Below are 26,082 nucleotides of genomic sequence, written 5' to 3' on the forward strand. Positions count from 1 at the left end.
ATGGCGAGCGGAATCGCTCAGGCTCCTCGGCCAGAACGGATCCGCAAGTATTGGCAAAAAGCGCCTTTTCTGTCGGATACTTATTTGTCATGCCTCCGCTAAACGGGCGCTTGCGCTTTTCTTATGAAAATGAAAACCAAAAGCGGTTCCCGGCATAGGCTAATAAGAAATGGCTGTGTTCGCATTGATTGTTGCTTTGCGTATAGTCATCTGTCGTGCTCTTTTCCTCGAATTTGAAGATACAGGGCTACTTTAGACGGGGTAAGGATTGTGAAAAATCCAAAACCTGATTTTTCACTGACTAGCTAAAGCAACAATGTTTACGAAAAGAGCCTAAGAAATAAAGGAGGAAATTTTATGCCGGCTTTTGTTGGTCCTATTTTAATTCATTCAAGCACCGGTGCAGTCAGTGCCGGGGATGTGTTTGCACTCTCGCCAAAAAGCACAAGTAAATTCTCTGTAGGTTCAGGTGTCCTCAATACAGGAGACTTCATGGTCATTACAAGTGATAAAAACAGTACTAATTTGTATGATGCTGACATTATTGATCAGCCGACTATCTTTAATGGATAAAATCCTGACCCTTTCTTTTTCTGAGAGAGGGTTTTCTTTTTGGCGGGAAAAGGGTATTAAACATAAGAATTCAATGAATGAAGAGGTGTAGGGATGACAACCATTAAAGATATAGCAAAGCTTGCCAAGGTGTCTGCTGCAGCGGCATATGAAGTGCTCCATGAAAATGCTGAATCAACGGCCTCAGAAGATACAAAGGCGAGGATCTTTCAGGCTGCAGAAACATTAAATTATAGATTAGCAGAGAAGCAATCATCTTCCGCAAATAAGAACAGCATCCATATAGCACTTGCGATTTTAGATGCTGCCGATGGAGAGCTTGAAAATCCTTTTTATATCGCACTAAGAAAACATGTTGAGCAGGCATGTCTCCTTGGCGGCGTTCATATTAAAGAGATCATCCGTTATGAAAATATTGATTCAACCAATAAAATGGAAGCGTTGGATGGAATCATTGTCATTGGCCGATTACAGGAAGGCGATATGGAAAAGCTTAAAAAAATTTCGGGAAATATTGTGTTTGTTACAGATTGGGATACGGACTCCTCTACAGATCTGGTAAGTATAGACCTTGTTCAAATGACGGAACTCGTGATCTCTCACTTGAAGGAAATGGGACATGAACGGATTGGCTACATAGGTGCTTCGAATTGGGGGCATACAATGAAAGAGCAGCTGGAAAAAGCGAACCTTTTGTCAGAAGAACATATATATTTGACAGAACCATATGGGACGGAAGGATATCGGATTCTAAAGGAAGCTGCTTCAAACAGCCAGCTTGCTGATGCCTATATTATTCAAAGCAGCGTCATGTCTCTTGCAGCCATCATGGCATTGCGCGAGGAAAATGTGCAGATTCCAGAGGATGTCTCTATTGTCAGCTTTTATGATGTGCCTGAAGCTCATTACTTTGCACCCTCTCTGACGACCATTCATGTGTCACCAGCTGAAATCGCAAAAATCGCTTTGAAACTATTGCATGAACAAGTCATTGAACACAGAGATACGCCTCTGAAAGTACTCGTTCCATCCACTCTCAAAATGAGAGAATCAACATCAACAAAATAATTCCATCCATGCTGAAGAAGGGTTTCTTTCTTCAGTTTTTTACTGTTTGGGAATTATAAAATTTATAGATTGTGGATATCGCAATAAGGATATCTCCGGTAAGCTCCGGCGCCTTCCTGTCGGATCTGATTTTTGTTCAGAGATAAGAAAGTATAAAATTTTGCGCTTCGATGGAGAGCGAATCCTTATCTGTCATGCCTGCGCTAAACGTGCGCTTGCACTTTTCTTTTGCGAATTCTTGATTGAATGTTAAAACTATTCTATCATTAATAAAACGATTCTCACGGTAAAGGAGAAACCATATGGATTCATATACTGAAAAGCGGGATGGAGTGTTTCCATCTGTTTGTTCGCTGGATTGTCCTGATCAATGCGGACTTCTTGTCCATAAAAAAAACGGCAAAATCATGAAAGTTGAAGGAGATCCGGAGCATCCAGTGACAAAAGGCAGCATCTGCAATAAAGTGAGGAACATGGCTGAACGTATTTATGATGAGAAGCGGCTGCAATATCCTTTGAGAAGAACAGGGAAAAAAGGATCAAAGCAATTTGAACGGATCAGCTGGAATGAAGCTCTTTCCATCATTACCTCGAAATGGAAAACACTTATTGAAACGGATGGCCCGGAGAGCATTCTTCCATACAGCTTCTATGGGAATATGGGCAATCTGAATGCAGAAGGGATGGATCGCCGTTTCTTTCATAAACTTGGCGCAAGCAGACTTGATCAGACTATTTGCCAAATAGCAGGATCAACAGGGTATAAGTATACAATGGGCGGAAGCTTTGGGATCGATCCTGAGGATACGGTACATACAAAGCTGTTTATTATGTGGGGCATTAATGCAGTGAGCACCAATATGCACCAAATAACCCTTGCTCAGAAGGCCCGTAAAAACGGGGCCAAAATCATCGTCATTGATGTTCACAAAAATCAGACTGGAAGACTTGCAGACTGGTTTATTCCGATTCTTCCGGGAACAGATGGCGCTCTTGCTCTTGGAATTATGCATATTTTGTTTAAGGAAAACCTGGTGGACAGCGAGTTTCTTGAGGAGTGGACAGTTGGACACGAAGAATTAAGAGAGCATGTTGTTCAATATGATCCGCATACTGCAGCAGAAATAACAGGAGTTCCAGCCGAGGATCTTTTAAAACTGGCAAGAATGTACGGCCAAACATCTCCTTCCTGTATTCGAATCGGCAATGGTCTGCAGCATCATGATAATGGTGGCATGTGCATCCGGACCATCGCCTGTCTCCCGGCTCTGACTGGTCAGTGGCTGAAAAAAGGAGGAGGTGCTATTAAAGGCAACTCTGGATATTTGGCATTCAATACAGAGGCTCTGCAGCGGCCGGATCTCATCCAGAATAAACAGACAAGAATCATTAATATGAACTTAATTGGCGAAGAGCTTTTAAATGCTGATCCAGCAATAAAGTCCATGTTCGTATACGGGAGTAATCCCGCAGTCGTAGCTCCCGAAGCTAACAAAGTGAAAAAGGGATTAGAGCGGGAAGATTTATTTCTCGTGGTCCATGATTTGTTTTTAACTGAAACAGCCGCCTATGCGGATCTCGTTCTTCCGGCATCGTCGGCCTTTGAGAATACAGATTTTTATACGTCATACTGGCATCATTATCTCCATTTGCAGGAGCCGGTTATAGAAGCATTTGGAGAGTCAAAATCAAACGTGGAAGTGTTCAGGCTTTTAGCGGAAAGAATGGGATTTACAGACCAGGCTTTTAAAGATACAGAGGAAGAGATGATTGATCAGGCGCTGAATAATCCTCAAAATCCATATTTAAAAAAAATCACTTTTCAGGAAATGAAGAAGAAGAAATATGTGAAAGCAAAAGTAAAGCCGCTGTTTCCGGGAATTCTTAAAACGCCAAGCGGGAAAATAGAGCTTTACTCACATGCGATGGAGAAAGCAGGATATCCGCCTTTGCCGACATTTACACCGCTCGTCAAAGAAAGTGATTTACCTTTTCTATTTGTTCCTGGTCCGAATCATAACTTTTTAAACTCCACTTTTTCAAATAATGAAAAACATAAATCCCTTGAAAAAGCTCCTAAACTGCATATGAATGGGAAGGATGCTGAAAGACTTGGTCTGAAAAATGGAGATATGGCTGTTATTTGGAATGCGCGGGGCGAATGTGAGCTGGCGGTTTCAGCTGGAGAGAACGTATTGCCCGGAGTAGTCGTAAGCCAAGGTTTGTGGGCGGATACACCCGGAACAAAACAGATCGTGAATACACTTACGCCAGACCGGCTGTCAGATATGGGCGGCGGCGCAACCTTTTTTTCTGGAAGAGTTGGCGTTAAATACAAGGAGAGACCTCAATCGTGAGGGCTCTCTTTCGTTTGATTTAAAAAATCTGTGACTCTCTCAATGTATTGTTCTCGTGCATAACCGCTGTATAAATTTTTTGCAAGGCGTATGGGGTCTCCAAAAAAGTATCTCTCATAGTGAGTTTGTCTTGTGCCAAAAGAGCTCATTGTCAGCTCCCATACTAATCGAAACAGTTTTGTTTTTGTTTTTGCATCAACTGAAGTTCCCTGCAGATATTGCTCAACGTCCTTGCCGATCGGGGAAGCAAAATCTTCCTCTGATGGCAGAACCATTAAACCGCCTGCCCCAATCTGCTGCAGAAGACTGATATAGTGAGGATAAAGCTTTGAAAATAAATTGACTGCCGCATATAACGGATGTACGCTCGGAGTCATGGTTCCGAAAGCATCGATTTTGGCTTCTGCTTCTGATTTAAGCAGGAGTGCCTTCATGCTCTCCAGACCTAAAATCATTTCAGACAGCTTAAGTTTAATATGTTCATATTCAGATACATCCAAAGTATTGATCAGCAGCTGTGAAAGTCCGATTAAAAATTGCAGCTTCACTGACTGGCGTGTGACAACCTGATGAAGGGCATGCGAAATAAACCCGCTATGGTTAAATAATTTATAGGCAATATCCTGCCTATGGTAAAAAAACACGCGATTCCAGGGAACTAGTACATGATCAAAGACGAGAAGGGTATCCATTTCATCAAAGCGCGAGGACAGAGGATAGTTAAAAGCAGATTCACCAGTATGAAACGGCTCTCGGCAGATGAATTTCAGTCCTTTCGTATTTGCAGGGATGCTGAAGGCAAATGCATATTCGTCGCCCAAATGATTGCCGCCTGAAGGAAATATCAGTACTTCATCGGTCATTCCGCCTTCTGTTGCAAGCAATCTGGCTCCTTTTATAATAAGACCTTCTGCTGTCTTTTTAATCACTTTGGCTCCAATTGGCTGCCCGGATGTTTCAAGAAAAGCGGACGAACGATTGACCTGCGGATTAATAAAACTGTGTGTAAAAGATAAGTCCTGTTCAAGCGCAGTTTCGTACATATTACGAAGGTTTTTCGAAAACTCTTCATCTTGGGCGCTGACAATAGCGGATGCCGCTGATATAGACATTAATGCCGTATTCATATAGTCAGGACTTCGTCCCATCATCCCGCATGTTGCGTTCGCCCAGTATTCAATCATTTTTCTTCTTTTCTGCAGATCTTCTATTGTCTTTGGCTCTAGATAGGACATTCCCGCACGATTTTGCGTAAACGGAGAAGGGAATGTCATAAAATCAATCGCATCCTTATCAATCTGCAAATCATAAAGAGAAGCTTTTGTTTGGATAGCCCCTTTATAAACTGGATGTGAAATGAGATTTTCTGTAATGGCCTGGCCTTTTAACCAAACGTTGGGTTTTAATGCTTCCATGCGCTGCAGATATTCTCTCCCTGAAATGGCAGGCATTTTTTTCCTCCTAGCGGTCTTTTGTTCTGACTCTTTTCTGACCAAGCATCAGCTGGCCTGTCATGTAAACAAGCACAGCAAGTTTCTGAAAACAGCCTCTGATTTAAACACTATATGCTGCAGCATGAGTCCGGGTGAGAATTGACAAGAAAATACATTCGGACTTGTGAAAAGGAAAAAAATGAAGAACATATTTTGGAGGATATTATAAGAAAGAAAAGAATATTATTGTAAGCGGTTTCTTTTTTATTCAGTTATATAAAACAGCGAGAAGGGTAAAATGAATAGTAAGGAAGATTCGGAGGGAGAGCTGCTCATGCAAGATGCTAACTTTTTCAAAGGAATGATTTGGGCGACCGTTCTTAGTATTCCGTTGTGGGTATCCTTCTTCGGGTGGATGAAAATCATTTTATCTTATTCTAAATGGTAGTTAAACATATGATTTTATGTCAGCTTTCTTCTCTGATAGACTAATCCTGTACTGGACTTTTAGAACAAGGAGAATGACATCATGCCAGACGAACAGCTTGATCTCTATATGAAGCAGGGAATATACGGAACGTTTGAAACGAAGCCGGAGGAGAGAAATGTTTTCCTCGGTACATTGAGAGAAAGAATTTATGTGGCTCTCACTGCAGGTCAGGTGAGACAAAACAAAATATACGATGAAGTAATTAAGGCACTGGGAACGGGAAGGGACAAAGTGCTTCTATTGAATGGCACAATAGATTATGCAGCCCTGTCTAAATATATCAAAGCTGCCAACAAAGAAAAAATTCCATTTACCATCGTAAGTGATCAGAACAAAACAAAAATAGGATTAATCGTTGCATCTGAATATGCAGTCGATTACGACGAAATTTACGTGAAAGATAAAATATTTGATCAGTCTTTTAAATGAACACAGGATATCCTGTGTTTTTTTATCCTTTACTTATAAGAAAATAAAGGAGAATCCAGATTGGAATTGACAGGATCATTCCAAAAAAACAGCCTTTTGCAAATGATTGATCTTCCCTCATGACATACCCCGCAATTTCAGTCTTATGATTAATATATCTCCGAGCACCGTAATTTATCAATCCGTCATCGTATTGCTTTTAGCAGAAAAAGAATAGGATTCAAGAACCACTTCATGTAAGTGGTTTTTTTGATTTTATAGCTATTTGTCCTTACTGCGAAGACTATTTCCAATTTATTTTAATAAAAAGCAGGGCTATTGGTGGGATATGGGATAAGCACTTAAGCTGGATATTGAGAAAATTTTAGTAAATTTAGATTATTGTGATAATAGTTAATGTAATTTATATTTAAATTGCTAGGTTATAAAAGTTATAAAATACTAACATTTTTGGAAGGGGAAATGAAATGAACATCACTAAAGCACTTGGAGCTGCAGTACTGAGTTTATCAATGAGTCTTTCAATGTTTGGAACATCCGCTTTTGCAAATGATCAGATTAAGACAGATGTAAAGCAGGAATCCATTCGAGTTGTGATCAAGGGGACTGATGCTGAAAAGGGAAAAGTAAAGAAAAGTCATCAGGTTCGCAGGGATTTTGGGAAAGATGGATTCACAACAACCGTTACACAGAAACAATTAGAAGCCCTGCAAAAGAACAGCAAAATCAAAGTAGAAAAAGTTTCAGCCTTTAAAATTGCCGCAGGAAAGCCAATTAAGACAATGGCATACCCAAGCACAAGAACTCCATGGGGTATTAAAGCCATTTATAATAACAGCTCAATAACATCTACAAGTGGTGGGGACGGCATTAAAATTGCTGTTCTTGATACCGGTGTGCAGACAAGCCATATCGATTTATCGCAAAATGCTGAGCAGTGCAAAGATTTTACAGTGGGAACTACTTATACAAATAACTCCTGCACGGACCGCAACGGACATGGGACGCATGTTGCCGGATCTGCACTTGCAAATGGCGGTTCTGACGGACAGGGAATTTACGGAGTTGCGCCTCAAGCAGAGCTTTGGGCATACAAAGTACTCACTGACAGCGGTTCTGGCTACTCAGATGATATTGCAGCTGCAATCAGACACGCTGCAGATGAAGGAACAAGAACAGGTTCAAAAGTCGTTATCTCAATGTCTCTTGGATCAAGCACAAAAGATAGTTTAATATCAAGCGCAGTTGACTATGCATACGGCAAAGGTGCATTGGTTATTGCTGCAGCAGGAAACTCAGGATCTGGCAATAATACAATCGGATATCCCGGCGCACTAGTAAATGCTGTGGCAGTTGCGGCTCTTGAAAATGTTCAGCAAAATGGAACTTACCGCGTAGCGAATTTCTCTTCCCGCGGCAACTCTGCAACAGATGGGGACTTCATTATAGGGGAACGTGATGTTGAAATCTCAGCTCCCGGCGCTGCCATCGAATCTACATGGATCAACAACGGATACAATACGATCAGCGGTACTTCAATGGCAACTCCTCATGTATCAGGGCTTGCTGCAAAAATCTGGTCCTCAAATAAAGGACAAAGCAATGTTCAAGTTCGTGCAGAGCTCCAGCGTCGTGCAAAGCTTTATGATATTAAAGGCGGGATTGGCGCGGCAACAGGCGATGATCACGCATCAGGGTTTGGATTTGCAAGAGTTCAATAATAATAGAAAAAGAGCTTACCGAACTGAAATCGGGTAAGCTCTTTTCTATTTCGTCATACTAAATTTGGTTTAATTCTATGAAAATATGGTTTAATAGATAGATATAGAGTGAAGTCATGAATCTTCTGAAGCACATTTAGAGCGGATGTTAACTATATTCGTGGGCTTTAATAATTCTTGGCCATTCTTCGTCAGCAGTCTGGATATCTTTTTCTGCTTTTGAACATCCAGATAAGAGGATTGCCGTACCAAGTGCAAGTAATAAAAGATGCGTTCTCATTTTCTTCATCTCAAAACCTCCGTTAGTTCTTTTTATATTAACATTTAAAAATAAAAAACATTTTGTTATAATTAACTGACAATTCAAATATATACAATAATTCATTTTCTTGTCAATACATATTCGATTTTTTTCAGGAGGCACCGTATGAATACCGTTGGAATGAAATTAAGACAGCTGAGAAAGAAGCAAAAATTGACTCAAAGTGAGCTGGCAATCGGCATCGTCAACCGCAGCTATATCAGCCAGCTTGAAAAGGGAATGGTACAGCCTTCTTATAAGCTGCTGCTGAAATTCAGCGAAAGACTGCAATGTGATATTCATGATTTTTTCGAAGATGAGGATAAATCACTTTTGTCTTTTGATATAAAGAAAGCTCTTTCCAGTTTGGAATATGCAGTCATCAATGATCATTTTGCAGACGCGGCTGAACACTTAAACGATTTAGAAAAGAATCTGGAATCGTTAAACCAAAGTGATCTTGCACTTTATTATTTTTGCCAGGGGCGGATTTTGCAGAGGATGAAGCTTCAAATTGAAGAAGCAATAGCAGCTTATGAAAAGAGCTACGAAATATTCTGCAGCCTGCAATATTCTGAACAAAGACTCAGAACCAGCAATTATCTGACGTCCTTGCTCATTAACCAGGATCAGCTCTCAAAGGCATTTTCTTATTTAAATGAGGCTTATGAGGATTCGATTGCTTTCAAGGCTTCAGGAGTTGAAAAAATCTCTTTACTGAATAACCTTGGACTCGCCCATGCTAAAAAAGGAGAATATTATTCTGCAATCCGTTTTTTGAAACAGGCACTCTCGATCAGCAGCAAAACATCCATATACTATCAAACAGGTGTTGTATATATGGTGCTTGGCTTATGCTACAGACGAATGAATGAGTATGAAAACGCAAGTGCTGCTTATGCAAAAGCGCTGCTGTTTTTCGAAGGGACAGACGATCAATTGAATTTGGCGGGCACCTATACAAACTTAGGTATTCTCAGCAGGTACTTATTGGATGCCGGGAGCGCGATGTCGTATCTGCAATCAGCTCATGAAATTTACAAACAAGAGAAGGATGTAAAAGGAATATCAAATACGCTGTATGAGCTGGCCGTTACCTATTATGAGGCCGGACAGGATGATGAAGTATTAAGACATTATGAAACGTTCCTGGATGTTTATTCAAGCGGATTCGGCGATTTTAAATTTAAATTTCTTCATTTAATAGGAGATTTGCATTGTCGAAACAGTCATCAGGAAGAAGCTCTGAAGTGCTATTATGAAATCTTGAATAATTCTGTCCTAGTCGTGGATTCCTCAATCGTAAAAGATGTACTGAAAAAAATAGCTGAAATTGCCTATTTGACGCAAAATGAGAAAACACTTTTTTATGTTGTGGAAAAATACTTAAAAATGTAAAACAAAAGACTACATAATTCGACACAACCTATGCTTTCTTTCATGTACAATCGGTATAGTTCAAATGTACTGATTGGAGATAGGGCAAAAGGGGTTGGAGAGATGAAGGTATTTGTAGCCAGGCAGCCGATATTTGACAGAAAAGGAAAAAGTGTTGCCTACGAACTTCTTTACCGGAACGGAAATAGCAGTAATGCATTTCCAAATATAGATGGAGATGAAGCAACAGCTGATGTCATTATAAACAGTTTTATCAATATTGGCCTTGAAGAGCTTGCGCAGGGAAAAAGATGTTTTATTAATTTCACTGAAAGCCTGCTGAAAATGAACTTGCCAAGCTATTTTAATCCTAGTTCCATTGTAGTGGAAATTCTCGAAGATGTTCCCATTACAGAAGAATTGATAGAGATTTGCGCTGAACTGAAAAAACTTGGGTATACCATTGCGCTAGATGATTTCAACTTGCAGCAGAACTATTTTTTGCTGCCGAAATTATTAAAGCATATTGATATTATCAAGGTGGATTTTCTGCAGACACAGGTGCAGAAAAGAAAACAAATTATGAACCGGTACAAGCATTATGGAGTGTCTTTTTTAGCAGAAAAGGTAGAAACACAAGAGGAGTATCAGCTTGCTTTAAGAGATGGTTATGATTATTTTCAAGGCTATTTCTTCAGCAAGCCTGTTGTTCTCTCAAGCTATGATATTCCCGTTTATATTCATGGCTATTTGCAGATCCTCCATGAGTTATCTAAAACGGAGCCAGACATTGATAAAATTTCAGAGCAGATTGAACAGGATCTTTCCCTTTCATATAAGCTTTTGAAGTTAATTAATTCACCGGCATTCAGGCCAAGAAACAAAATTAAGTCAATCAAACAGGCGATTGTCCTCCTTGGATTAAATGAAATTAAAAAATGGATTTATATCCTTTCCATTAAAAATCTGAATCTCAAAAATGATCCGATTCAGGAGGAAGTGATCCGCCTGTCTCTGATGCGCGCCAAGCTTTGTGAGAAGCTGTCCATTAAGATTGGCAGAAAAGAACCTTCCCTGTATCTGCTGACTGGCATGTTCTCTCTTGTTGATGCGCTCCTGCACCGCAATTTGGATGACGTTTTAAACGAGCTGCCTCTTTCGGATGAAATTCGGGAAGCGTTAAGCGGAAAAGAAAATGACATTCGCAAAGTATTTAAATGGGCCATTGAAATAGAAAAATCAAATTGGCATACACAAGACTTGCCGCTCAAACCTGAGGAAATCCAAGAATGCTATATGGAGGCTATTCTTTGGTCAAATCATCTTTTAAACGGTGAAGAAATTGCGCAAACAAGCTGAGAAGGATTCAGAACCCAATCATTTTGTGATCGAACGCTTTCAGTATACAATGATAGGGAAAGGAGAATGATTATGCAGAGAATACAACTTACAGAAGATCTATCATTTTCAAGAATCATTCATGGATTATGGCGTCTTTCTGACTGGAACATGTCAAATGAAGAAGTGGTTAAATTAATAGAGGAGTGCTTAGAGGCAGGTATTACAACCTTTGATCACGCCGATATTTACGGAAATTACACATGCGAGAAAAAATTCGGAGATGCACTTGCACTCAAACCTGAGCTTAGAAAGCAAATGGAGATTGTCACAAAATGCGGTATTAAACTAGTCTCAGACAATCGCCCGGAACACGGCATCAAATCCTATGATACAAGCAAAGAGCATATCTTGGCTTCAGTCAGCAAATCGCTGGAAAACTTTCAGACAGATTACATAGATGTTCTGCTTATTCACCGTCCGGACCCGTATATGGATCCAGCACAGGTTGCAGAAGCGTTCACACAACTTAAAAAAGAAGGAAAAGTCCGCTATTTTGGCGTGTCGAATTTTAAACGCTCACAGTTCAAAATGCTTCAATCATATTTAGACTTCCCGCTGATTACGAATCAAATTGAGCTTTCTGCCTACAATCTTGAGAACTTCGAAGATGGCACGCTTGACTTATGCCAGGAAGAAAGAATCGCGCCAATGGCATGGTCCCCGCTTGCAGGAGGTTCTATATTCTCAGCTGATAACGAGAGAGCTAAGAGCCTGCGTGATACACTTGAGAGAATCGCTCTCGAAGTCGGTGCAAAAGGAATAGATGAAGTCCTATACGCATGGCTGATCAGCCATCCGGCAAACATTATGCCGATTGTCGGCTCAGGCAAAATGAACCGCATTGAGTCCGCTATCCGGGCTCTTGATTTAAGATTAACACGCGACCAATGGTTTGATATCCTGCAGGTTGCAATGGGACGCGAAGTCGCATAGTTTTAAACCCTTGTTTCTGCTTTAATGAAAAAAGCAGGGTGCAGAAGAAAACGGGTACTAAATTGCTTGGCAATTTAGTACCCGTTTTCTGTTGTTTAGGTCGAATAAACGGCAGGCTATGAGTCCATAAAAATCTGAAAAAGCCTTATAAGTGGAATCAAAGGTGGTCTATGATTCCACAAAAACCTGAGAAAGCGTGAAAAGTGGAATCAAAGGTGATCTATGATTCCACAAAAATCTGAGAAAGCGTGAGAAGTGGAATCAAAGGCAGCTTATGATTCCACAAAAACCTGAGAAAGCCTGAGAAGTGGAATCAAAGTGGTCTATGATTCCATAAAAATCTGAAAAAGCGTGAGAAGTGGAATCAAAGATGGTCTATGATTCCATAAAAACCTGGAAAAGCCTATTTAGAGGAAATAAGGTACTCTATGATTCCTCTAAATTAAAGCCATTCATTTTCTAACGTTGTAAATAAAATAAACGAATTTTCTGATATAATAATTTCATTCGAGTTCCTAAATAAGGAGAGAGAAGGATGAAAAAGGTACTGTTAACAGGGTTTGAACCATTTTTGCATTATACAATTAACCCAACAGCTCAAATTGCTGAGCATTTGCATAGACAGACGATAGGTCACTATGAAATCTGCGGGAAAGTTCTCCCTGTTCAATTTTCAAAAACGTGGGAGCAATGTCTTCTGCATATTGAGGAAGAGAAGCCTGATGCTGTATTGATGCTTGGTCTTGCTGCCGGCAGATACAAAATTACTCCCGAAAGAGTAGCCATCAATTGTGCGGATGGGGAAAAAGATAATGAGGGAATGGTAAAACAAGATGAAATAATACAGACCGAGGGTCCAGCAGCCTATTTTAGCACACTTCCTATCCGTACGTTTGTAAATGTGCTTCAGGAACGGGGCATTCCTGCTGAAATATCCAACACCGCCGGAACTTACCTATGCAATTATATTATGTATCAGGCTATCCACTATTTTAAGCAATTAAATCAAAACATCCCGTCAGGATTTATCCATGTTCCTGCTTCACATAAGCTCGCTCTGGAAATAGGGAATGTTCCTAGCTTTTCGCAGCATGATTTAACAGAGGCTGTGTCGGTCATGATCCAGCATTTATCAGAAATGTAACCGACTTTATTTTTTCAATTTTCACTAATATTTTGAACTGAACTGACGATATTACCCCTATACAAAGAAAATAGCGGGGGAGTAATAATAATGTTCAAAAAGCTTCAAGTTAAAATTACTTTGTTTTTGGCAGTCATCATCATATCAGCTCTTTCTTCAGTACAGCTTTTTTCACATTTTTATCTGCAATCGGAAATGCACAAAGATGCAAAAAGAAATGGTACAGGCATTATTCAGCAACTGAAAAGCAACATTGAATTAAGTTTGAGAGATTATGAGAAAAGCCTCATCAGATTTGGAGATGATAATCAGCTAGTCAGCTTGTTAAGTGAAGAAGGAAATGAAACATATATTTCACAGCAGTTTCAAACCTTTCTTGAGACGAACCAGCGGGTGAGCTTAATTTATGCAGGAAGCGAAAAAAAATCGCTGTTCATTCAGCCCTCGGTAGAACTTCCAGAGGATTTTGATCCTACAACAAGACCATGGTATATCCTGGCTAAAGAAACCCCTGAAAAAGTAGTATGGACCGAACCTTATGAAGATGCTGCAAAGGGTTCCTTTACGGTAACTGGAGCAAAAGCAGTTATGAAAAATAATAAAGTAGTAGGTGTTATTGCTTTTGACTTATCTTTAGATGCAGTCAATGAAATAGTGAACAGCGTAACAGTTGGTTATGGCGGCTATTCTTTCTTAATTGATCAAAATGGAGTTGCCTTGTCGCATCCGACTGAACAGGGAAAAGACTTATCTAAGTTAGGTTTTATGAAATCTGTGATGGAAAACAAAAAAGGTTTAGTAGAATACGTTTTTGAATCAGAAGACCGAATGCTATATTTTGAAACAATAAACGGGTTAAATTGGAAAATTGGGGCGGTTTATAAATATGACGATCTAATGGAAACAGCAAGGACAGTTTCCTTTACAAGTCTGCTTATTACACTTGCAGCTCTTTTAATTGCAGTTGTCATTGGATATTTTGTCTCCAGATCAATTGCAAATCCTATTGTTCGTATAGGAGAAACTGCTAAAGCAGTTGCAGCGGGAGATTTAACTCGCAGAGTGAATGTTTCAAATAAGGATGAAGTAGGAACCTTGGCGGAGAACTTTAACACCATGGTTTCTGAAATGAAACGCATGATTGAGGAAGTGAACCTGTCTGTTAAAACGATTAATGATTCTGCTGAGAGTTTAAGTGCGGTTTCTGAAGAAACAATGGCAGCCAGTGAGCAAGTTGCAGGTGCAATGGAAGATGTTGCAAGAGGGGCTTCTGAACAAACCTCGGATGTTGAAAATATGAGCGGGCGCACAACTAAACTATCTTTAAAGATTACTAAAGTAAATGAATCTATTTCACATATTCAAACATTGTCTGTAAAGTCAGAGTATGCAAGCTATGATGGTCTGGAAAAATTAAATGTACTTCAGACTAAATCAACAGAATCGAATAAAGAGCTTGCTTCGGTGGAAGGAGTTTTATCTGATCTTGCCGGTAAGATTAAACAAATTGAAGAGGTAGTTACGGTCATTTCGTCCATTTCTGATCAAACCAATTTGCTTGCCCTTAATGCAAGCATTGAAGCTGCACGTGCAGGAGAGAGCGGGAAAGGATTTGCGGTAGTCGCAGCCGAGGTAAGAAAACTTGCAGAGCAGTCAGCAAGAGCAACTGGCAGAATTACAGAAACGATTTCAGGAATTCAGCAAGAATCGATTAAAGCAGTTGCTGCAATGGATCGGACAAAGGAAATGAATAATGAACAGCAGAAAGCCGTTCATAATTCGGGTGATGCCTTTCAGACAATTGTTATGATGATGAGTGATCTTTCACAATCTATTTCGACTATCACTGAAGATATTAAGGAAATGACTTTGCAAAAAGAACAGGTTATAGAATCAATAGTTAATATATCGGCAATTACAGAACAATCTGCGGCAGCTGCAGAAGAGGTAAATGCTTCAACAGATGAGCAGCTCAGAGCTCTTGAAACCGTTGCAGATTCAGCTGAAAATTTAAGCGAAGCCACTAAACAGCTTCAGGAACTAGTGAAAAGGTTTAAAACGGAAGGATGACGAAACCTGTCATCCTTTTTTTCTTTTACCATTTCAGCACCAATATTAACCTGCAGCAATTCAAATCAGGATTTTTATAAGAAAGGATGATTCTGACACCGTCAGGATTGAACTCAGTTTCTAACTCATTTGTTATGCCGGATGCGAGCAAAAGTTTTTTTACCAGAATGGTGTTGGATTCCTGAGCGGCAGCCAGGATCTTTTTTGCCTGTTCCTTAGAAGTTGAGAGATAATTGGTCAATTTTTTGGCATCAGCCATCAGTCCATCCATATGTGATGCGGAATAGACAAACTGACTTGAGTCAACTTCCGGCATTGGTCTCCTCGTATAATGATTACAAGGGGAATGAACTGGACAATAAGGGTTGAAATAAAACGGCCGAAACCATTGTTGCCTTTGCACCCGCAAAAAATTTCACCTCCGAGCGAACTTGCTCCTCATATATATGTAAAGGATCTTGTTCGTGCTATTTCGATAAAATGAAAAAGTTGCAGGAATACTGCTGCTTCTGTCGAATATGGATAATTGTTAAACTACTTTTTTCGGGGGAGGTTCAGCTCTCTATGCGCGTGCAGCCATCCATATATGTGCTGGATGATAAGACGGTTGCGGTCTTTTCGGTTATAAAAGGCGAATGTAAGGTTAAAATGGAGTGTTTACTGTCAGAACAGGGAATTCTGGATTACACCTTAGAGTTTAGCGGACCGATTGAAAAGAGAGATGAACTGACGAAAATTGCATTGGAAGAAGCACAATCCATTTATTTGAACACCATTATAGCTGCAAAGTGACAAGTCCCTGAATATGGGGCTTTTTTTCTGTATTAAATGATGAAGATGGTATGAATTCCAGCCGAAAAAACAGATACAATGGACTATTGCGCCGGTTGCGGTATCACGCATTGATTATTTCGCATTATTTTCGGTGAAATTACTTTCTGAATCCTTTAAAATTTGAAGTAGGAAAGATCAAAACAAGTGTTTCGTTCACCATGCATAATTTGATCTTTAACAGAGGAGTGTGGAAACGATGAAAAAGCACAACATTGAAGAAATTACTCAATTATTGAAACGTCTTGAGAAAGAAATTCAGGAAACGAAACAGTCACTGAGATCAATTAATAAAAGCATTGATAAGTATGATAAATACTCCTTTATAAACGTGTCATAAGACTGACTTGGCCTTTCGGGCCAAGTCTTTTTTTTATGTCCGTTTTTCCGAAAATATGTTAAAAATTTTATATTTATGTAAAAAGCTCTTTTTATATCTACTATATTGGTCGCGAATATTGTAATATAATTTCGAAGGGGTGATTGCAATTAGATTACATTTGGACTATGAAGAATTGAGTCGCAGTCTGAAAGCTGCTGTTTCTTCATATATAACGAACGAAAAATTATTGCAGCTTATCCTGTCGTTCTCAGAAACGAAAAAAACCTTTCCGTTCGGTCAATTGACACATTTGCATTACACAGCTTTTGGAGGAGAAGGTAAGCAAATCATTCATCTTTCAGCTGCAGTAGAACTGCTTGCGCTGTCATTCGACATTTTAGATGATCTTGAAGACCTAGATAACTTTGAAGAGCCATGGATGAAAATAAACCCATCTCTTTCACTGAATGCCGCCACCGCTATGTACACAATCAGTCTGCAAATGCTTCATGAATTATCAAGCGATCACAAATGGAAGATCATCAGCACGTTCCAGCGTTTTGCTCTTCAAGCAATGGAAGGTCAGCACACAGATCTTCAAAACGACATCGCAAATGAAGAAGAGTGCATCACTATGATTGAAAAAAAATCCGGTTCACTGATTGCTTTAGCCTCAGTCACCGGGGCCTTGCTTGCAACCGGGGAAGAGTTTACATGCGTTGAACAGTACTCCTATCAAGTAGGACTAGCTGCACAAATTGAGAACGATTACCGTGATTTATTTCATGAACATAAAAATGATCTGGCAGCACAGAAAAAATCGCTGGCGCTTCTCTTTTTAAACAGAGGATTTAACGAACATGCAAAAGAGCTGACTGAATTTATCGCTGGCAGCCAAACCTTTACCCAACACTATGGGAGTATTGAAGCATTTAAATCGAAATTGTTACAATCTGGTGTTGTTCATTACCTGAACGTCATGAAGCAAATTGCGATTCAAAAGGCATCAACTCTAATAGCGGAAGCGCCCTTGCCTCAACATCAAATTGAGCTTCTAAAGTCTCATTTGATCATAAATTCATCTGAAAATAAAAGGAGAGATTAAGTCATGCAGGAAATCGTAAACTTTTTAGTTGAAAACCCCGAAGTAATTGAAAAAGTAGCCAGCGGTGAAGCTAGTTTACTGGGTGTGAAAAATGTGGATGAAGTGTTAGGATTAGTAGAAGGACTGTTGAGTACAGCTAGAACGACGAACTTGTTTTGGTATTAGAGTATAGCTTAAATTAAGAAGGTTTTATAATGAAATACTTAAACTTTAACAAATTGTATATAATAACACTATTTTTAAGTTTTATTTTAGTTGTATATTTTTTATCAATTGGAATTAAATATCCATATGTAGGTGCCAGTGTTAGATTCAATGATGCAGATAAGCTAGAAATAACGCTTATTGAGCCTAACACTTGGGCTTCAAAAGTTGGATTGAAAACAGGGGATAAAGTTACGAGTATTAATCATGATCATTCACATGAGCACTATCCTGCTGTTCGTTATGGGATGCTTGAGCAGTTAGAAAATGTAACAATTGAAAGAAATGGAAAAGAAATTAGTTATGTTGTTAAAGATTCAATAATAAGTCACCAGAGTCTTTTTTTGGTGGTTGTTCCTATTATTTTGTATGTTCTATGTTTATTTTGCAGTTATTTTATTTATAAAACAAATAAAAAGTTGAAGTTGCAGTCAGCGTTTCTACTAAATATTTTCTTATTAATGATTACTTTAGCACATTTCAGCGGGACAGGTTCTTCTAGAGGAGATGTAATAAGTAGGTACTTGAATCTAAGCTTCTTTTTATCAGTCCCAGTTACCTATATGTCATTTTTGTATTACTACTTTAAAGAATTGGGTAAAAAGCTTTTCTCTGAAAAGTATTTATACCTGTCTTTCTTAATTGTTGCTATTAACATACTTGCGGAACTTAGTACCGAAACTGTTAATTTTTCATATAGTTTTTTCTATATTTTTGTGAAAAACTTAAACTTAGCATCATTTGTTATTTTATTTGCTTTAACTTTCATTGTTAAATTTGTGGGATTAAAAAAAGTTAGATACTCCGCACAAGGATACTTGGTAAAAATTTTAATAATAACAAATATCGTTGCATTCTCACCTTTTGTTTTACTGTATATTTTACCGTATGTTTTTTTAAACAAACATATTTTCCCTCCAAATATATTAGCAGCATTTTTACTATTAATACCCTTTTCATTAGTTTATCAATTTCTTGCTACTAAAATTTATGATATAGAATTTATTTTGGGACGTGTCAGATACTACGCTTTACTAGCAGTATTACCTACAGTTGTATGTGTAAGTATTATGTTAATTATTAAAGAAAATAGCCCGACATTCTATCCAATAAAACTATCAATCTTTATCTACATCACAATGCTAGTAGTCTTTTATGTTAAGGAAATTCTCGACTTCCGTTTCCGCTTCAAGCGATTTTCCGAAAAATACAATTACCAGGACAGTATTTTTAAATATACACAAAGCATCCGGAAGGCAAGCAAGCTTGATCATGTAATAAATGAACTGAAACAGGTGATTACAGATGTATTGCTTGTCAGCAGGGCGAATTATGTGGAAGTTGATAAGAACGGGAACATCATCTCAGTCGAGATTCATATGAAGGGTACAGATTATCTGTCATATGAAAAAGAGATTACGAAGGCTTCCCATGAGATAGGTAAAATTGTCGAAGTGGATCGGGGTTTTGTGATTAATGTAGGCGAGACAGATGACCGAAGCTATGTCATGGTTTGCTTGTCTATGCTTAATACTCCAAGATTAAATCGAGATGAAATCTCCTGGTTAAAAACACTGTCTTTCTATACGAATATATCTCTTGAGAACTTCCTTAAGATAGAAGAGCTGATGAATCATCTGGAGAAGATTAAGAGTGAAGGGAGCAATCCTGCCTGGCTGACGAAAGTTTTATTTTCTATAGAGGAAAAGCAGCGTTCTAATCTGGCTAAGGATTTGCATGATTCTGTTTTGCAGGATTTAATTTCTTTAAAGCGGCAAAGCGAGCTTGCCCTGGCTGAGCTTGAAATGGCTCCGACTGTTTTCAGGGATCAGCTGAAGGACATGAACAGCTCGATGACCAATATCATCAAGACTACGCGGGAGACGTGCCAGGAGCTTCGCCCGCAGCTGTTATATGATCTTGGGCTGGTAAAAGCTTTACAGAAGCTTGCCGCTCAGTATAATGAGTCTGCAGCTTTTGATGTGAGATTAAATACAGGCAACTTTACTAAAGCGATTGATATTGATACACAGCTGAATTTATACCGGATCGTTCAGGAGCTCTTAACTAATGCGGGAAAGCATTCCAATGCACTTCATGTTCTGGTTATGCTTGTTTGCATTAAGGATAAAATTGTTCTTCATTATGAAGATGACGGCATCGGTTTTGATCAAAGCGAACTGTATTCCAATAATCAAAGCATGGGTCTTTCAGGGATAACAGAAAGGGTAAAAGCTCTAAATGGCTCCCTTCATATTGAGACTTCAAAGGGAAATGGATTTAAAGTGGTTGTTGAACTTTGAAAGAATAGTTCAGACTTGGCATTTGCCAGGTCTTTTTTATAAAATAGAGAGTAAATGCTCGGGTCAGAGAGGTTGATTACATGATACATATTTTAGTAGTGGATGATCATCCAGCAGTACGTGAGGGAACAAAAGCGATTTTGGAAACAGAGTCTGATGTGAGGGTGTCCTGCTTAAATCCCCCATATTCAATTGATGTTATTAAGCGCATCAGCTTTCACGAATACGATGCTGTCCTGATGGACATGAATCTCGGAGATATAAATGGAATGGAGCTTTCCACTGAAATCATTAAGCATTCTGAGGATTGCAAGATTATCCTGTATACAGGATATGATGTTGAGGATTATTATGAAGAGGCTATTCGCCTTGGGATTCACGGGGCGATCAGCAAAACAGAGACAAAGGAAAAGATTCTTTCTTCCATCCGGCATGCTCTCTCGGGAGACATCGTTGTGCCGTATTCCTATTTAAAGTCTCTTATTCTTCAGCAAAAAATGAAAACCAGCTCCTCTTCAAATGATACAGAGGCCTTGAATGATCGGGAGAAAGCCATTCTTCAGGAGGTTGAAAGAGGTTTAACAAATCAGGAGATTGCCGATAAGCTTCATTTAAGCAAGCGGTCAATTGAATATAGTTTAACTTCCATCTTTAATAAATTAAATGTCGGCTCAAGAACAGAAGCTGTCCTGATTTCTAAATCAGAAGGAATTATCGATTAGTGTGCAAGAATCATTCTTGCGCACTTTTTTTTATCGTTCAGGCATATAGATTGAAAAGAGTGTTAGATTCTGAGAGGAGTGTTGTGTATGTTTCCAATGTATGGGCAGCCTTTTGATCCGGCTTACAGAACCCGCGCGAGAGAAACAAAATCCCAAAATTTGATTTCTGTTCGCGGAACAGGAAGAGTGGAAGCAAAACCGGATACTGCCGTTTTGCAGCTTGCGGTGGTGACAATAGACAAGGATGTTGCTGCAGCTCAGCAGGAAAATAAAAGGCGCGTCAATCAGCTTATTCAAGCCTTGCAGTCAATTGGCATGTCAGAAGATCAAATTGAGACCATTTCCTACACCGTTTTTCCCCAATACGACTATAGTGCAGGTTCAGATCCAGTCTTAAAAGGGTATGAAGTCACCAATACGATTTCCATCACCACTCAAAATTTAGATGACATTGGCTTGATCTATGATACAGCCTTTTCTAATGGAGCCAACCGGGCAGATTCTTTACAATTTTCCTTGTCCAATCAAGAGAGATGGATCAATGAAGCTCTGAATCTTGCTGCAAAACAAGCTCTGGATAAGGCAGAAGCGATTGCCCGTTCTTATCAGCTCAATCTGATGCGAAAACCTGTAAAAATAACAGAAGAATCTAGAGGATTTTTCCCTTTGTCTAAAGAATTAAGTTTAGGTGCGCAATCGTCAGGACAGACCCCTGTCTTTGTAAAGAATATAGAAATCATTGCAGAACTGACGGTTTTGTTTACGTATCAGTAAGCATAAGTTTACAAAATTTATAATTTCTCTCAATATCCCCATCACAAACCTGCGATAAGATGAAATCTAAATACAGATCCAAGCGTTAGAAAGCGCTTTCTTAAACAGGAGGTTATGATGGACGTGATGGCGGTATTGCCCGTGCTTATGTTGATGATGGTTTACTTTTTCTTTGCTGTATACGCCCTTCGAAAATAAATCACGGAAGTATAAATCCGTGAATCATTTCTTATTTTTCGTTAAACTTAAAGAAAATGGGAATAAGAGGTGATTTACCTGAAGAGGTTATGGGTTATTCTTTTCAGCAGTTTGGTCATAGCCGGATGTCAGTCTGTTCAGAATGAAAGTCAGGAAGACAGGGAAGTGATCGGCCAGTCTGAGCGGCAGAATTCTGAAAGTATTCTAAAGAACTTGGATGTTCCATGGTCCATTGCAAAGAATAATGCCGTTTTTTATCTGAGTGAACGCACAGGTCAAGTTGTAAAATGGGACCATGATTCAGACAAAAAAGTGATTCAAAAACTGAAATTGAAAAAGAAGCTGCATCTAGAAGGCGAGGGCGGATTTCTTGGATTTCAGCTTGCCCCTGATTTTGAAGAGAGCCGGCAAGCGTTCGCCTACCATACATATAAAGATGGAAACGAAGTGAAAAACCGAATTGTCATCCTAAAGGAAAATGCAGACCAATGGGAGGAAGTAAAGCCTGTTTTAGAAGATATTCCGGGTGCACAGTTCCATAATGGCGGGCGCCTCAAAATTGGGCCTGACGGCAAGCTTTATGCAACAGCGGGAGATTCTCTGAATCCTGACCTTGCACAGGATAAAAATTCTCTTGCGGGAAAAATTCTAAGGCTTGAACTTGACGGATCTGTGCCGAGTGACAATCCTTTCCCTGGTTCGTTTGTATACTCTTATGGTCACCGTAATCCCCAGGGGCTTGCATGGGACGAGAAAGGCTCGCTGTTCAGTACAGAGCATGGCCAGTCTGCACATGATGAAATTAACCGGATTCAGCCTGGAAAAAATTATGGATGGCCTGTCATTGAAGGGGACGAGCAGCAGGAAGGCATGGAGGCGCCGCTCTATCACACCGGGGAAGAGACGTGGGCCCCTTCCGGTATTGCCTATAAGGAAGGAATCCTGTATGTGGCTACTTTATCGGGAAATGCAGTGAAGCGATTTGAAGTTCGTACAGGAGAGGTGCAGACTTACCTGGAAGGCTGGGGCAGGATGCGCGATGTATTAATTGAAGATGATCGTTTATATACGGTAACCAACAATCGTGATGGCAGAGGAAATCCGCGCAAAGATGATGATCAGATGCTGCTGATGAAACTTAAGCCCGCGATAGAGGAGGAACTATAATGGAATATAATGTTGAAAATACGCTTCTGAACTCACTTGGAATTGAAATAAAAAGCGTCACAAATGATGGCGTTGTAGCTACAATGCCTGTAGATGACCGCACGAGACAGCCTTTTGGCATTCTTCATGGCGGCGCATCAGTAGCTCTTGCAGAAACAGTTGCAAGTATAGGGGCCTTTCATTTAATCAACCAGGAAACGGAAATGTGCGTTGGTCTGGAGATTAATGCGAATCACATAAGAGGAAAGCAGGACGGCACCGTCACTGCTCACGCCATCCCGATGCACCGCGGCAAAACAACAATGGTCTGGGAGATTAAGATTGTTGATGAAAGAGAAAGCCTGATCTGCATTTCCAGATGCACGATGGCGATTTTGCAGAAAAAATAATTCCTGACATGCCCTGATACCATCGGGGCATGTTTTATATAAAGGGGAAAATAACAGATGAAAACAAGTTTTCCGGTTCTCTATACAGAGCGTTTTGTATTAAGGAAAATGGAAGAAAGTGATGCGGGTGAGGTGTTTGCTTATTTTTCAGATGATGAAGTCACACGGTACTACGATCTTGAAAGCTTTACTGAAGTAGATCAGGCTGTTGAGGTAATTAACCGCTGGGCTGAAAGGTTCCATAATAATGAGGGGTTCAGATGGGGAATCGCAGATAGACAAACAAATAAAATCATAGGCAGCTGCGGCTATCACAACTGGGAAAAAGAACATTTTAAAGCGGAAATAGGTTTTGAAGTGAATCCGTATCACTGGAGAAAAGGCGTGATGACCGAGGTTTTATCACCCATTTTGAAGTTTGGTTTTACCCAAATGAATCTAAATCGCATCGAAGCTTTTTATGATCCGGGCAATACGGCTTCAAAACTGTGCCTCGAAAAAGCAGGATTTATATTTGAAGGAGTCTTAAGACAGGCTGCCTATGAAAAAGGGGTATTCTGTGATGCAGCTGTGTGTTCTGTTTTAAAAGAGGAATACATGAAAGAGCACAGCGTGTAATTAGAAGAAAAAGGGTGCATAATTGCTGAGCAATTAAACACCCTTTTTTAGTTGTTAATTTAGGTCTTGCGGAAATATGATTATATTATGTAGGGAATCTACATCATCACGCTATGATTCCAAATCCAAAGGAAAAGAGCTGTTTGGCGGAAATAAAGGCAAGCTATGATTCCAAGTATGAAGGAAAAGCCCTGTTTTTTGGAAACAAAGGCAAGCTATGATTCCAAATATGAAGGAAAAGCCCTGTTTTTTGGAAACAAAGGCAAGCTATGATTCCAAATATGAAGGAAAAGAGCTGTTTGGCGGAATCAACACTCCCAAAGTTCCTGATTTTGAAAAAACTAGATTATTAAAGATACTTGCTTCCCTCGCGCCTGCTTAACGAAGACAACTCTTTGCTTTCAATAAACGCCCGGACAGATTCCGGGTTTGTTTTTGAGTATTCCCGCAATGCCCACCCGATAGCCTTTTGAATGAAAAATTCTTTGGATGCTGAGTGCTTTATGAGAACAGGGTAGAGCCATGCTTCATCTGTTTTTTGCTTATATTTTAGCTGATGCAGGATGGCCGTTCTTTGCAGCCAGAGATTGTCCGAATCTGCCCACTGGTCAATATACGTTCCCCGCAATTCGGGATGCTTCGTTGCAAGCTGGCCGATCACGTTTGAGGCAATCAGATCGACCGTATCCCACCAGGAGTGTGTTATAATCAGATGCTTTATCCATTCTATATCTGATGGCACAAGTTTCTTTTTTTCAAGCAGAAGAAGATCAATTGCCGCATATAAAAGTTCTCTCTCTTCAAACGTCCAAAGTTCCAAAACAGTGTCACTCAAGTGATCAGGCCGTCCGTGCTGTTTAAGAAATTGCTTGGTTATTTCTTTTCTGTCAGGTGATTTTATGCCGAAAAAGCGAAATTGATGGCGCATATACTTCTCCATCGCCATGGATTTTTCTTGATCTGCGTGCTGTGAAAAAACGTCTTTCAGCTTAATTGCATAGCTCATTTTGCTTCTGCTCCTTTAAAAAAAGGATGAGACAGTTCTCATCCTTTTACACCTTCTTTTTTTCGATCTGATTTTAATTCATCCTGAACACTTTTTTCCCACAGCGGCACTTTCGTGTTGTATGCAGCCCTCATAATGAGGTGTCCGGCAACCGGTGCTGTCATAAAGACAAACACAATACCCAGTATAATTCGTGCATTTAAATGGCCTTCAATCAGCCAGAAATAGAAGAATACACCAAGCAGTATGCTGATGACGCCAAGCGTTGCGCTTTTGGATGCGGCATGATTGCGCGTATAGGCATCAGGAAGACGGACAACCCCATAGGCTGCTATAAGGCTCAGCAAAGCACCCTGGAGGATGAAATACCCGATAATGATATTAGCGATTACGATCATTTTCAATAATCTCTCCCTTCTCAAGGAACTTTGCAAAGGCAACTGTTCCAATGAATGTCAGGATTCCAAGCAGCAGAATGACTTCGAGAAAAGCATTGGTGCGCAGCATAACTGAAATGATGGCCGTAATACCGATCAGGTTAATTCCGATGGCATCAAGCGCGATGACCCGGTCAGGAATCGAAGGCCCTTTGATCAGCCTGTACAAGTATAAAACTGTTGAAATGGCGATGATTAGAAGGGAGATTCTTAATACTAAATCAAACATTAGCGGCTCACCTCCTGAATTGCTTTTTCAAACGTGTTTTTTATATCTTTTCTGGCTTCTTCAGCGTCAGCTAAGTCCATCGCATGAATATACAAGTAGCGGTTATCGTCTGATATTTCGACAACAAGTGTCCCGGGTGTAAGGGTGATCAGATTTGCAAGAATCGTAATTTCCCAATCTTTTTTCAGCTCTGTTTCAAGCTTGAAGATTCCGGGACGAGTTGTAATTTTAGGCGCAAGCACGACCTTTAAAACGGCTAAATTAGACATAATCAGCTCGCGATTAAAGATATAAAAGAGTTTTAAAACGGCAAAAACATTCCATAAATAGAACCGGTGATTGAAAAAACGGCGAAGCACAAAGATCATCAGCAATCCGAAAAAATAGCCGTTAAAAAAGTCCTGGACGGAGTATTCTCCCTTTAGAAACATCCATGTAAACGCAATAGAGAAATTAAGTAATATTTGAAAGGCCATATCA

The 26,082-nt window shown here is 39.7% G+C and carries 28 protein-coding genes; 21 read left to right on the forward strand and 7 right to left on the reverse strand.

Annotated features, from left to right (window positions below):
• The first annotated feature begins 357 nt into the window (after positions 1-357).
• The 3 genes from GJU41_RS12205 (at position 358) to GJU41_RS12215 (ending at position 3,998) form a co-directional block, all read left to right on the forward strand.
• Complete coding sequence (locus tag GJU41_RS12205; protein WP_070876079.1) at positions 358-573, forward strand: spore germination protein; 216 nt, start codon at positions 358-360, stop codon at positions 571-573.
• 93 nt (positions 574-666) lie between these two features.
• Positions 667-1,641 (forward strand): LacI family DNA-binding transcriptional regulator, encoded by a 975-nt coding sequence (locus GJU41_RS12210; RefSeq protein ID WP_070876080.1) that lies wholly within the window; start codon positions 667-669, stop codon positions 1,639-1,641.
• 302 nt (positions 1,642-1,943) lie between these two features.
• Complete coding sequence (locus tag GJU41_RS12215) at positions 1,944-3,998, forward strand: molybdopterin oxidoreductase family protein (protein ID WP_070876081.1); 2,055 nt, start codon at positions 1,944-1,946, stop codon at positions 3,996-3,998.
• On the opposite strand, the gene hpaB is transcribed toward GJU41_RS12215, so the two are convergent.
• A complete protein-coding gene (gene hpaB, locus GJU41_RS12220; protein WP_070876082.1) occupies positions 3,989-5,449 on the reverse strand; it encodes a 4-hydroxyphenylacetate 3-monooxygenase, oxygenase component in 1,461 nt (486 codons plus the stop codon). The two genes, GJU41_RS12215 and hpaB, sit on opposite strands and share 10 nt — an antisense overlap.
• A 280-nt stretch (positions 5,450-5,729) precedes the next feature.
• Here hpaB and GJU41_RS24665 point away from each other — a divergent pair, with 280 nt between their 5' ends.
• The 3 genes from GJU41_RS24665 to GJU41_RS12230 all read left to right on the forward strand — a co-directional run bounded on the left by GJU41_RS24665 (position 5,730) and on the right by GJU41_RS12230 (position 8,071).
• On the forward strand, positions 5,730-5,879 hold the full coding sequence (locus GJU41_RS24665; protein ID WP_170292785.1) for a hypothetical protein: 150 nt from the start codon (positions 5,730-5,732) through the stop codon (positions 5,877-5,879).
• 81 nt (positions 5,880-5,960) lie between these two features.
• Positions 5,961-6,350, forward strand: a complete 390-nt coding sequence (locus tag GJU41_RS12225) for a YueI family protein (RefSeq protein ID WP_070876083.1) — start codon at positions 5,961-5,963, stop codon at positions 6,348-6,350.
• A gap of 467 nt (positions 6,351-6,817) precedes the next feature.
• On the forward strand, positions 6,818-8,071 hold the full coding sequence (locus tag GJU41_RS12230; RefSeq protein ID WP_070876084.1) for a S8 family peptidase: 1,254 nt from the start codon (positions 6,818-6,820) through the stop codon (positions 8,069-8,071).
• Positions 8,072-8,219: 148 nt separating this feature from the next.
• Here the strand turns inward: GJU41_RS12230 and GJU41_RS12235 are convergent, their stop codons facing one another.
• On the reverse strand, positions 8,220-8,360 hold the full coding sequence (locus tag GJU41_RS12235; RefSeq protein WP_154318736.1) for a lipoprotein: 141 nt from the start codon (positions 8,358-8,360) through the stop codon (positions 8,220-8,222).
• Between the two features lie 138 nt (positions 8,361-8,498).
• Here GJU41_RS12235 and GJU41_RS12240 point away from each other — a divergent pair, with 138 nt between their 5' ends.
• The 5 genes from GJU41_RS12240 to GJU41_RS12260 all read left to right on the forward strand — a co-directional run bounded on the left by GJU41_RS12240 (position 8,499) and on the right by GJU41_RS12260 (position 15,297).
• Positions 8,499-9,770 (forward strand): helix-turn-helix transcriptional regulator, encoded by a 1,272-nt coding sequence (locus GJU41_RS12240; protein WP_070876085.1) that lies wholly within the window; start codon positions 8,499-8,501, stop codon positions 9,768-9,770.
• A gap of 102 nt (positions 9,771-9,872) precedes the next feature.
• The gene (locus GJU41_RS12245) at positions 9,873-11,108 is read left to right on the forward strand and encodes an EAL and HDOD domain-containing protein (RefSeq protein ID WP_070876086.1); all 1,236 of its coding nucleotides are present in this window, start codon (positions 9,873-9,875) and stop codon (positions 11,106-11,108) included.
• A 72-nt stretch (positions 11,109-11,180) separates the two neighbouring features.
• Complete coding sequence (locus tag GJU41_RS12250; protein WP_070876087.1) at positions 11,181-12,083, forward strand: aldo/keto reductase; 903 nt, start codon at positions 11,181-11,183, stop codon at positions 12,081-12,083.
• 535 nt (positions 12,084-12,618) lie between these two features.
• On the forward strand, positions 12,619-13,227 hold the full coding sequence (locus tag GJU41_RS12255; RefSeq protein WP_070876088.1) for a pyroglutamyl-peptidase I: 609 nt from the start codon (positions 12,619-12,621) through the stop codon (positions 13,225-13,227).
• A gap of 90 nt (positions 13,228-13,317) precedes the next feature.
• Positions 13,318-15,297: a methyl-accepting chemotaxis protein gene (locus GJU41_RS12260; protein WP_070876089.1), complete on the forward strand. Its 1,980-nt coding sequence runs from the start codon at positions 13,318-13,320 to the stop codon at positions 15,295-15,297.
• Between the two features lie 25 nt (positions 15,298-15,322).
• Here the strand turns inward: GJU41_RS12260 and GJU41_RS12265 are convergent, their stop codons facing one another.
• Positions 15,323-15,613: a YuzC family spore coat inner layer protein gene (locus GJU41_RS12265; protein ID WP_070876090.1), complete on the reverse strand. Its 291-nt coding sequence runs from the start codon at positions 15,611-15,613 to the stop codon at positions 15,323-15,325.
• 248 nt (positions 15,614-15,861) lie between these two features.
• Between GJU41_RS12265 and GJU41_RS12270 the strand changes: the two genes are divergently transcribed.
• The 10 genes from GJU41_RS12270 (at position 15,862) to GJU41_RS12315 (ending at position 23,930) form a co-directional block, all read left to right on the forward strand.
• Complete coding sequence (locus GJU41_RS12270; RefSeq protein WP_070876091.1) at positions 15,862-16,089, forward strand: hypothetical protein; 228 nt, start codon at positions 15,862-15,864, stop codon at positions 16,087-16,089.
• A gap of 238 nt (positions 16,090-16,327) precedes the next feature.
• Positions 16,328-16,468 (forward strand): degradation enzyme regulation protein DegQ, encoded by a 141-nt coding sequence (gene degQ / locus GJU41_RS12275; protein WP_101567816.1) that lies wholly within the window; start codon positions 16,328-16,330, stop codon positions 16,466-16,468.
• 175 nt (positions 16,469-16,643) lie between these two features.
• Positions 16,644-17,555: a polyprenyl synthetase family protein gene (locus GJU41_RS12280; RefSeq protein ID WP_170292786.1), complete on the forward strand. Its 912-nt coding sequence runs from the start codon at positions 16,644-16,646 to the stop codon at positions 17,553-17,555.
• A gap of 3 nt (positions 17,556-17,558) precedes the next feature.
• On the forward strand, positions 17,559-17,720 hold the full coding sequence (gene comX, locus GJU41_RS12285; RefSeq protein ID WP_083328172.1) for a competence pheromone ComX: 162 nt from the start codon (positions 17,559-17,561) through the stop codon (positions 17,718-17,720).
• A gap of 1,109 nt (positions 17,721-18,829) precedes the next feature.
• Complete coding sequence (locus tag GJU41_RS25000) at positions 18,830-20,062, forward strand: sensor histidine kinase (protein ID WP_224771404.1); 1,233 nt, start codon at positions 18,830-18,832, stop codon at positions 20,060-20,062.
• Positions 20,063-20,142: 80 nt separating this feature from the next.
• Positions 20,143-20,784 carry a response regulator transcription factor gene (locus tag GJU41_RS12295; protein ID WP_154318737.1) on the forward strand — a complete coding sequence of 214 codons (642 nt, stop codon included), beginning with the start codon at positions 20,143-20,145 and terminating at the stop codon, positions 20,782-20,784.
• Between the two features lie 87 nt (positions 20,785-20,871).
• On the forward strand, positions 20,872-21,558 hold the full coding sequence (locus GJU41_RS12300) for an SIMPL domain-containing protein (protein WP_083328173.1): 687 nt from the start codon (positions 20,872-20,874) through the stop codon (positions 21,556-21,558).
• A 267-nt stretch (positions 21,559-21,825) separates the two neighbouring features.
• Positions 21,826-22,923, forward strand: a complete 1,098-nt coding sequence (locus tag GJU41_RS12305; protein ID WP_224771273.1) for a PQQ-dependent sugar dehydrogenase — start codon at positions 21,826-21,828, stop codon at positions 22,921-22,923.
• Positions 22,923-23,312, forward strand: coding sequence for a hotdog fold thioesterase (locus tag GJU41_RS12310; protein ID WP_070876095.1), 390 nt, complete (start codon positions 22,923-22,925; stop codon positions 23,310-23,312). The genes GJU41_RS12305 and GJU41_RS12310 overlap by 1 nt, the downstream gene beginning before the upstream one ends.
• A 57-nt stretch (positions 23,313-23,369) precedes the next feature.
• On the forward strand, positions 23,370-23,930 hold the full coding sequence (locus GJU41_RS12315) for a GNAT family N-acetyltransferase (protein ID WP_070876096.1): 561 nt from the start codon (positions 23,370-23,372) through the stop codon (positions 23,928-23,930).
• A gap of 349 nt (positions 23,931-24,279) precedes the next feature.
• Here the strand turns inward: GJU41_RS12315 and GJU41_RS12320 are convergent, their stop codons facing one another.
• The 4 genes from GJU41_RS12320 to GJU41_RS12335 are packed head-to-tail and all read right to left on the reverse strand — an operon-like array spanning position 24,280 to position 26,078.
• Complete coding sequence (locus GJU41_RS12320; RefSeq protein ID WP_070876097.1) at positions 24,280-24,936, reverse strand: DNA alkylation repair protein; 657 nt, start codon at positions 24,934-24,936, stop codon at positions 24,280-24,282.
• Positions 24,937-24,974: 38 nt separating this feature from the next.
• Positions 24,975-25,334, reverse strand: a complete 360-nt coding sequence (gene mnhG / locus GJU41_RS12325) for a monovalent cation/H(+) antiporter subunit G (protein WP_070876098.1) — start codon at positions 25,332-25,334, stop codon at positions 24,975-24,977.
• On the reverse strand, positions 25,318-25,602 hold the full coding sequence (locus GJU41_RS12330; protein ID WP_070876099.1) for a Na(+)/H(+) antiporter subunit F1: 285 nt from the start codon (positions 25,600-25,602) through the stop codon (positions 25,318-25,320). Before GJU41_RS12330 ends, mnhG begins: the two co-directional genes overlap by 17 nt.
• Positions 25,602-26,078, reverse strand: a complete 477-nt coding sequence (locus tag GJU41_RS12335; RefSeq protein WP_070876100.1) for a Na+/H+ antiporter subunit E — start codon at positions 26,076-26,078, stop codon at positions 25,602-25,604. Before GJU41_RS12335 ends, GJU41_RS12330 begins: the two co-directional genes overlap by 1 nt.
• Positions 26,079-26,082 lie beyond the last annotated feature (4 nt).

It is taken from the genome of Metabacillus idriensis (genome assembly GCF_009674765.1).
GTDB classification, from domain to species: Bacteria; Bacillota; Bacilli; order Bacillales; family Bacillaceae; genus Bacillus_P; species Bacillus_P idriensis.

Excerpts from the sequence above, each read along its gene's own strand:
- GJU41_RS12225 (WP_070876083.1), top strand. The coding sequence starts at position 5,961 with ATGCCAGACGAACAGCTTGATCTCTATATGAAGCAGGGAATATACGGA.
- GJU41_RS12205 (WP_070876079.1), top strand. The coding sequence starts at position 358 with ATGCCGGCTTTTGTTGGTCCTATTTTAATTCATTCAAGCACCGGTGCA.
- GJU41_RS12240 (WP_070876085.1), top strand. The coding sequence starts at position 8,499 with ATGAATACCGTTGGAATGAAATTAAGACAGCTGAGAAAGAAGCAAAAA.
- GJU41_RS12235 (WP_154318736.1), bottom strand. The coding sequence starts at position 8,360 with ATGAAGAAAATGAGAACGCATCTTTTATTACTTGCACTTGGTACGGCA.
- GJU41_RS12265 (WP_070876090.1), bottom strand. The coding sequence starts at position 15,613 with ATGCCGGAAGTTGACTCAAGTCAGTTTGTCTATTCCGCATCACATATG.
- GJU41_RS12250 (WP_070876087.1), top strand. The coding sequence starts at position 11,181 with ATGCAGAGAATACAACTTACAGAAGATCTATCATTTTCAAGAATCATT.
- GJU41_RS12300 (WP_083328173.1), top strand. The coding sequence starts at position 20,872 with ATGTTTCCAATGTATGGGCAGCCTTTTGATCCGGCTTACAGAACCCGC.
- mnhG (WP_070876098.1), bottom strand. The coding sequence starts at position 25,334 with ATGATCGTAATCGCTAATATCATTATCGGGTATTTCATCCTCCAGGGT.
- GJU41_RS12315 (WP_070876096.1), top strand. The coding sequence starts at position 23,370 with ATGAAAACAAGTTTTCCGGTTCTCTATACAGAGCGTTTTGTATTAAGG.
- GJU41_RS12310 (WP_070876095.1), top strand. The coding sequence starts at position 22,923 with ATGGAATATAATGTTGAAAATACGCTTCTGAACTCACTTGGAATTGAA.
- GJU41_RS24665 (WP_170292785.1), top strand. The coding sequence starts at position 5,730 with ATGAATAGTAAGGAAGATTCGGAGGGAGAGCTGCTCATGCAAGATGCT.
- GJU41_RS12255 (WP_070876088.1), top strand. The coding sequence starts at position 12,619 with ATGAAAAAGGTACTGTTAACAGGGTTTGAACCATTTTTGCATTATACA.
- GJU41_RS12215 (WP_070876081.1), top strand. The coding sequence starts at position 1,944 with ATGGATTCATATACTGAAAAGCGGGATGGAGTGTTTCCATCTGTTTGT.
- GJU41_RS12330 (WP_070876099.1), bottom strand. The coding sequence starts at position 25,602 with ATGTTTGATTTAGTATTAAGAATCTCCCTTCTAATCATCGCCATTTCA.
- GJU41_RS12230 (WP_070876084.1), top strand. The coding sequence starts at position 6,818 with ATGAACATCACTAAAGCACTTGGAGCTGCAGTACTGAGTTTATCAATG.
- GJU41_RS12210 (WP_070876080.1), top strand. The coding sequence starts at position 667 with ATGACAACCATTAAAGATATAGCAAAGCTTGCCAAGGTGTCTGCTGCA.
- degQ (WP_101567816.1), top strand. The coding sequence starts at position 16,328 with ATGAAAAAGCACAACATTGAAGAAATTACTCAATTATTGAAACGTCTT.
- hpaB (WP_070876082.1), bottom strand. The coding sequence starts at position 5,449 with ATGCCTGCCATTTCAGGGAGAGAATATCTGCAGCGCATGGAAGCATTA.
- comX (WP_083328172.1), top strand. The coding sequence starts at position 17,559 with ATGCAGGAAATCGTAAACTTTTTAGTTGAAAACCCCGAAGTAATTGAA.
- GJU41_RS12270 (WP_070876091.1), top strand. The coding sequence starts at position 15,862 with ATGCGCGTGCAGCCATCCATATATGTGCTGGATGATAAGACGGTTGCG.
- GJU41_RS12245 (WP_070876086.1), top strand. The coding sequence starts at position 9,873 with ATGAAGGTATTTGTAGCCAGGCAGCCGATATTTGACAGAAAAGGAAAA.
- GJU41_RS25000 (WP_224771404.1), top strand. The coding sequence starts at position 18,830 with ATGTTAATTATTAAAGAAAATAGCCCGACATTCTATCCAATAAAACTA.
- GJU41_RS12320 (WP_070876097.1), bottom strand. The coding sequence starts at position 24,936 with ATGAGCTATGCAATTAAGCTGAAAGACGTTTTTTCACAGCACGCAGAT.
- GJU41_RS12295 (WP_154318737.1), top strand. The coding sequence starts at position 20,143 with ATGATACATATTTTAGTAGTGGATGATCATCCAGCAGTACGTGAGGGA.
- GJU41_RS12335 (WP_070876100.1), bottom strand. The coding sequence starts at position 26,078 with ATGGCCTTTCAAATATTACTTAATTTCTCTATTGCGTTTACATGGATG.
- GJU41_RS12260 (WP_070876089.1), top strand. The coding sequence starts at position 13,318 with ATGTTCAAAAAGCTTCAAGTTAAAATTACTTTGTTTTTGGCAGTCATC.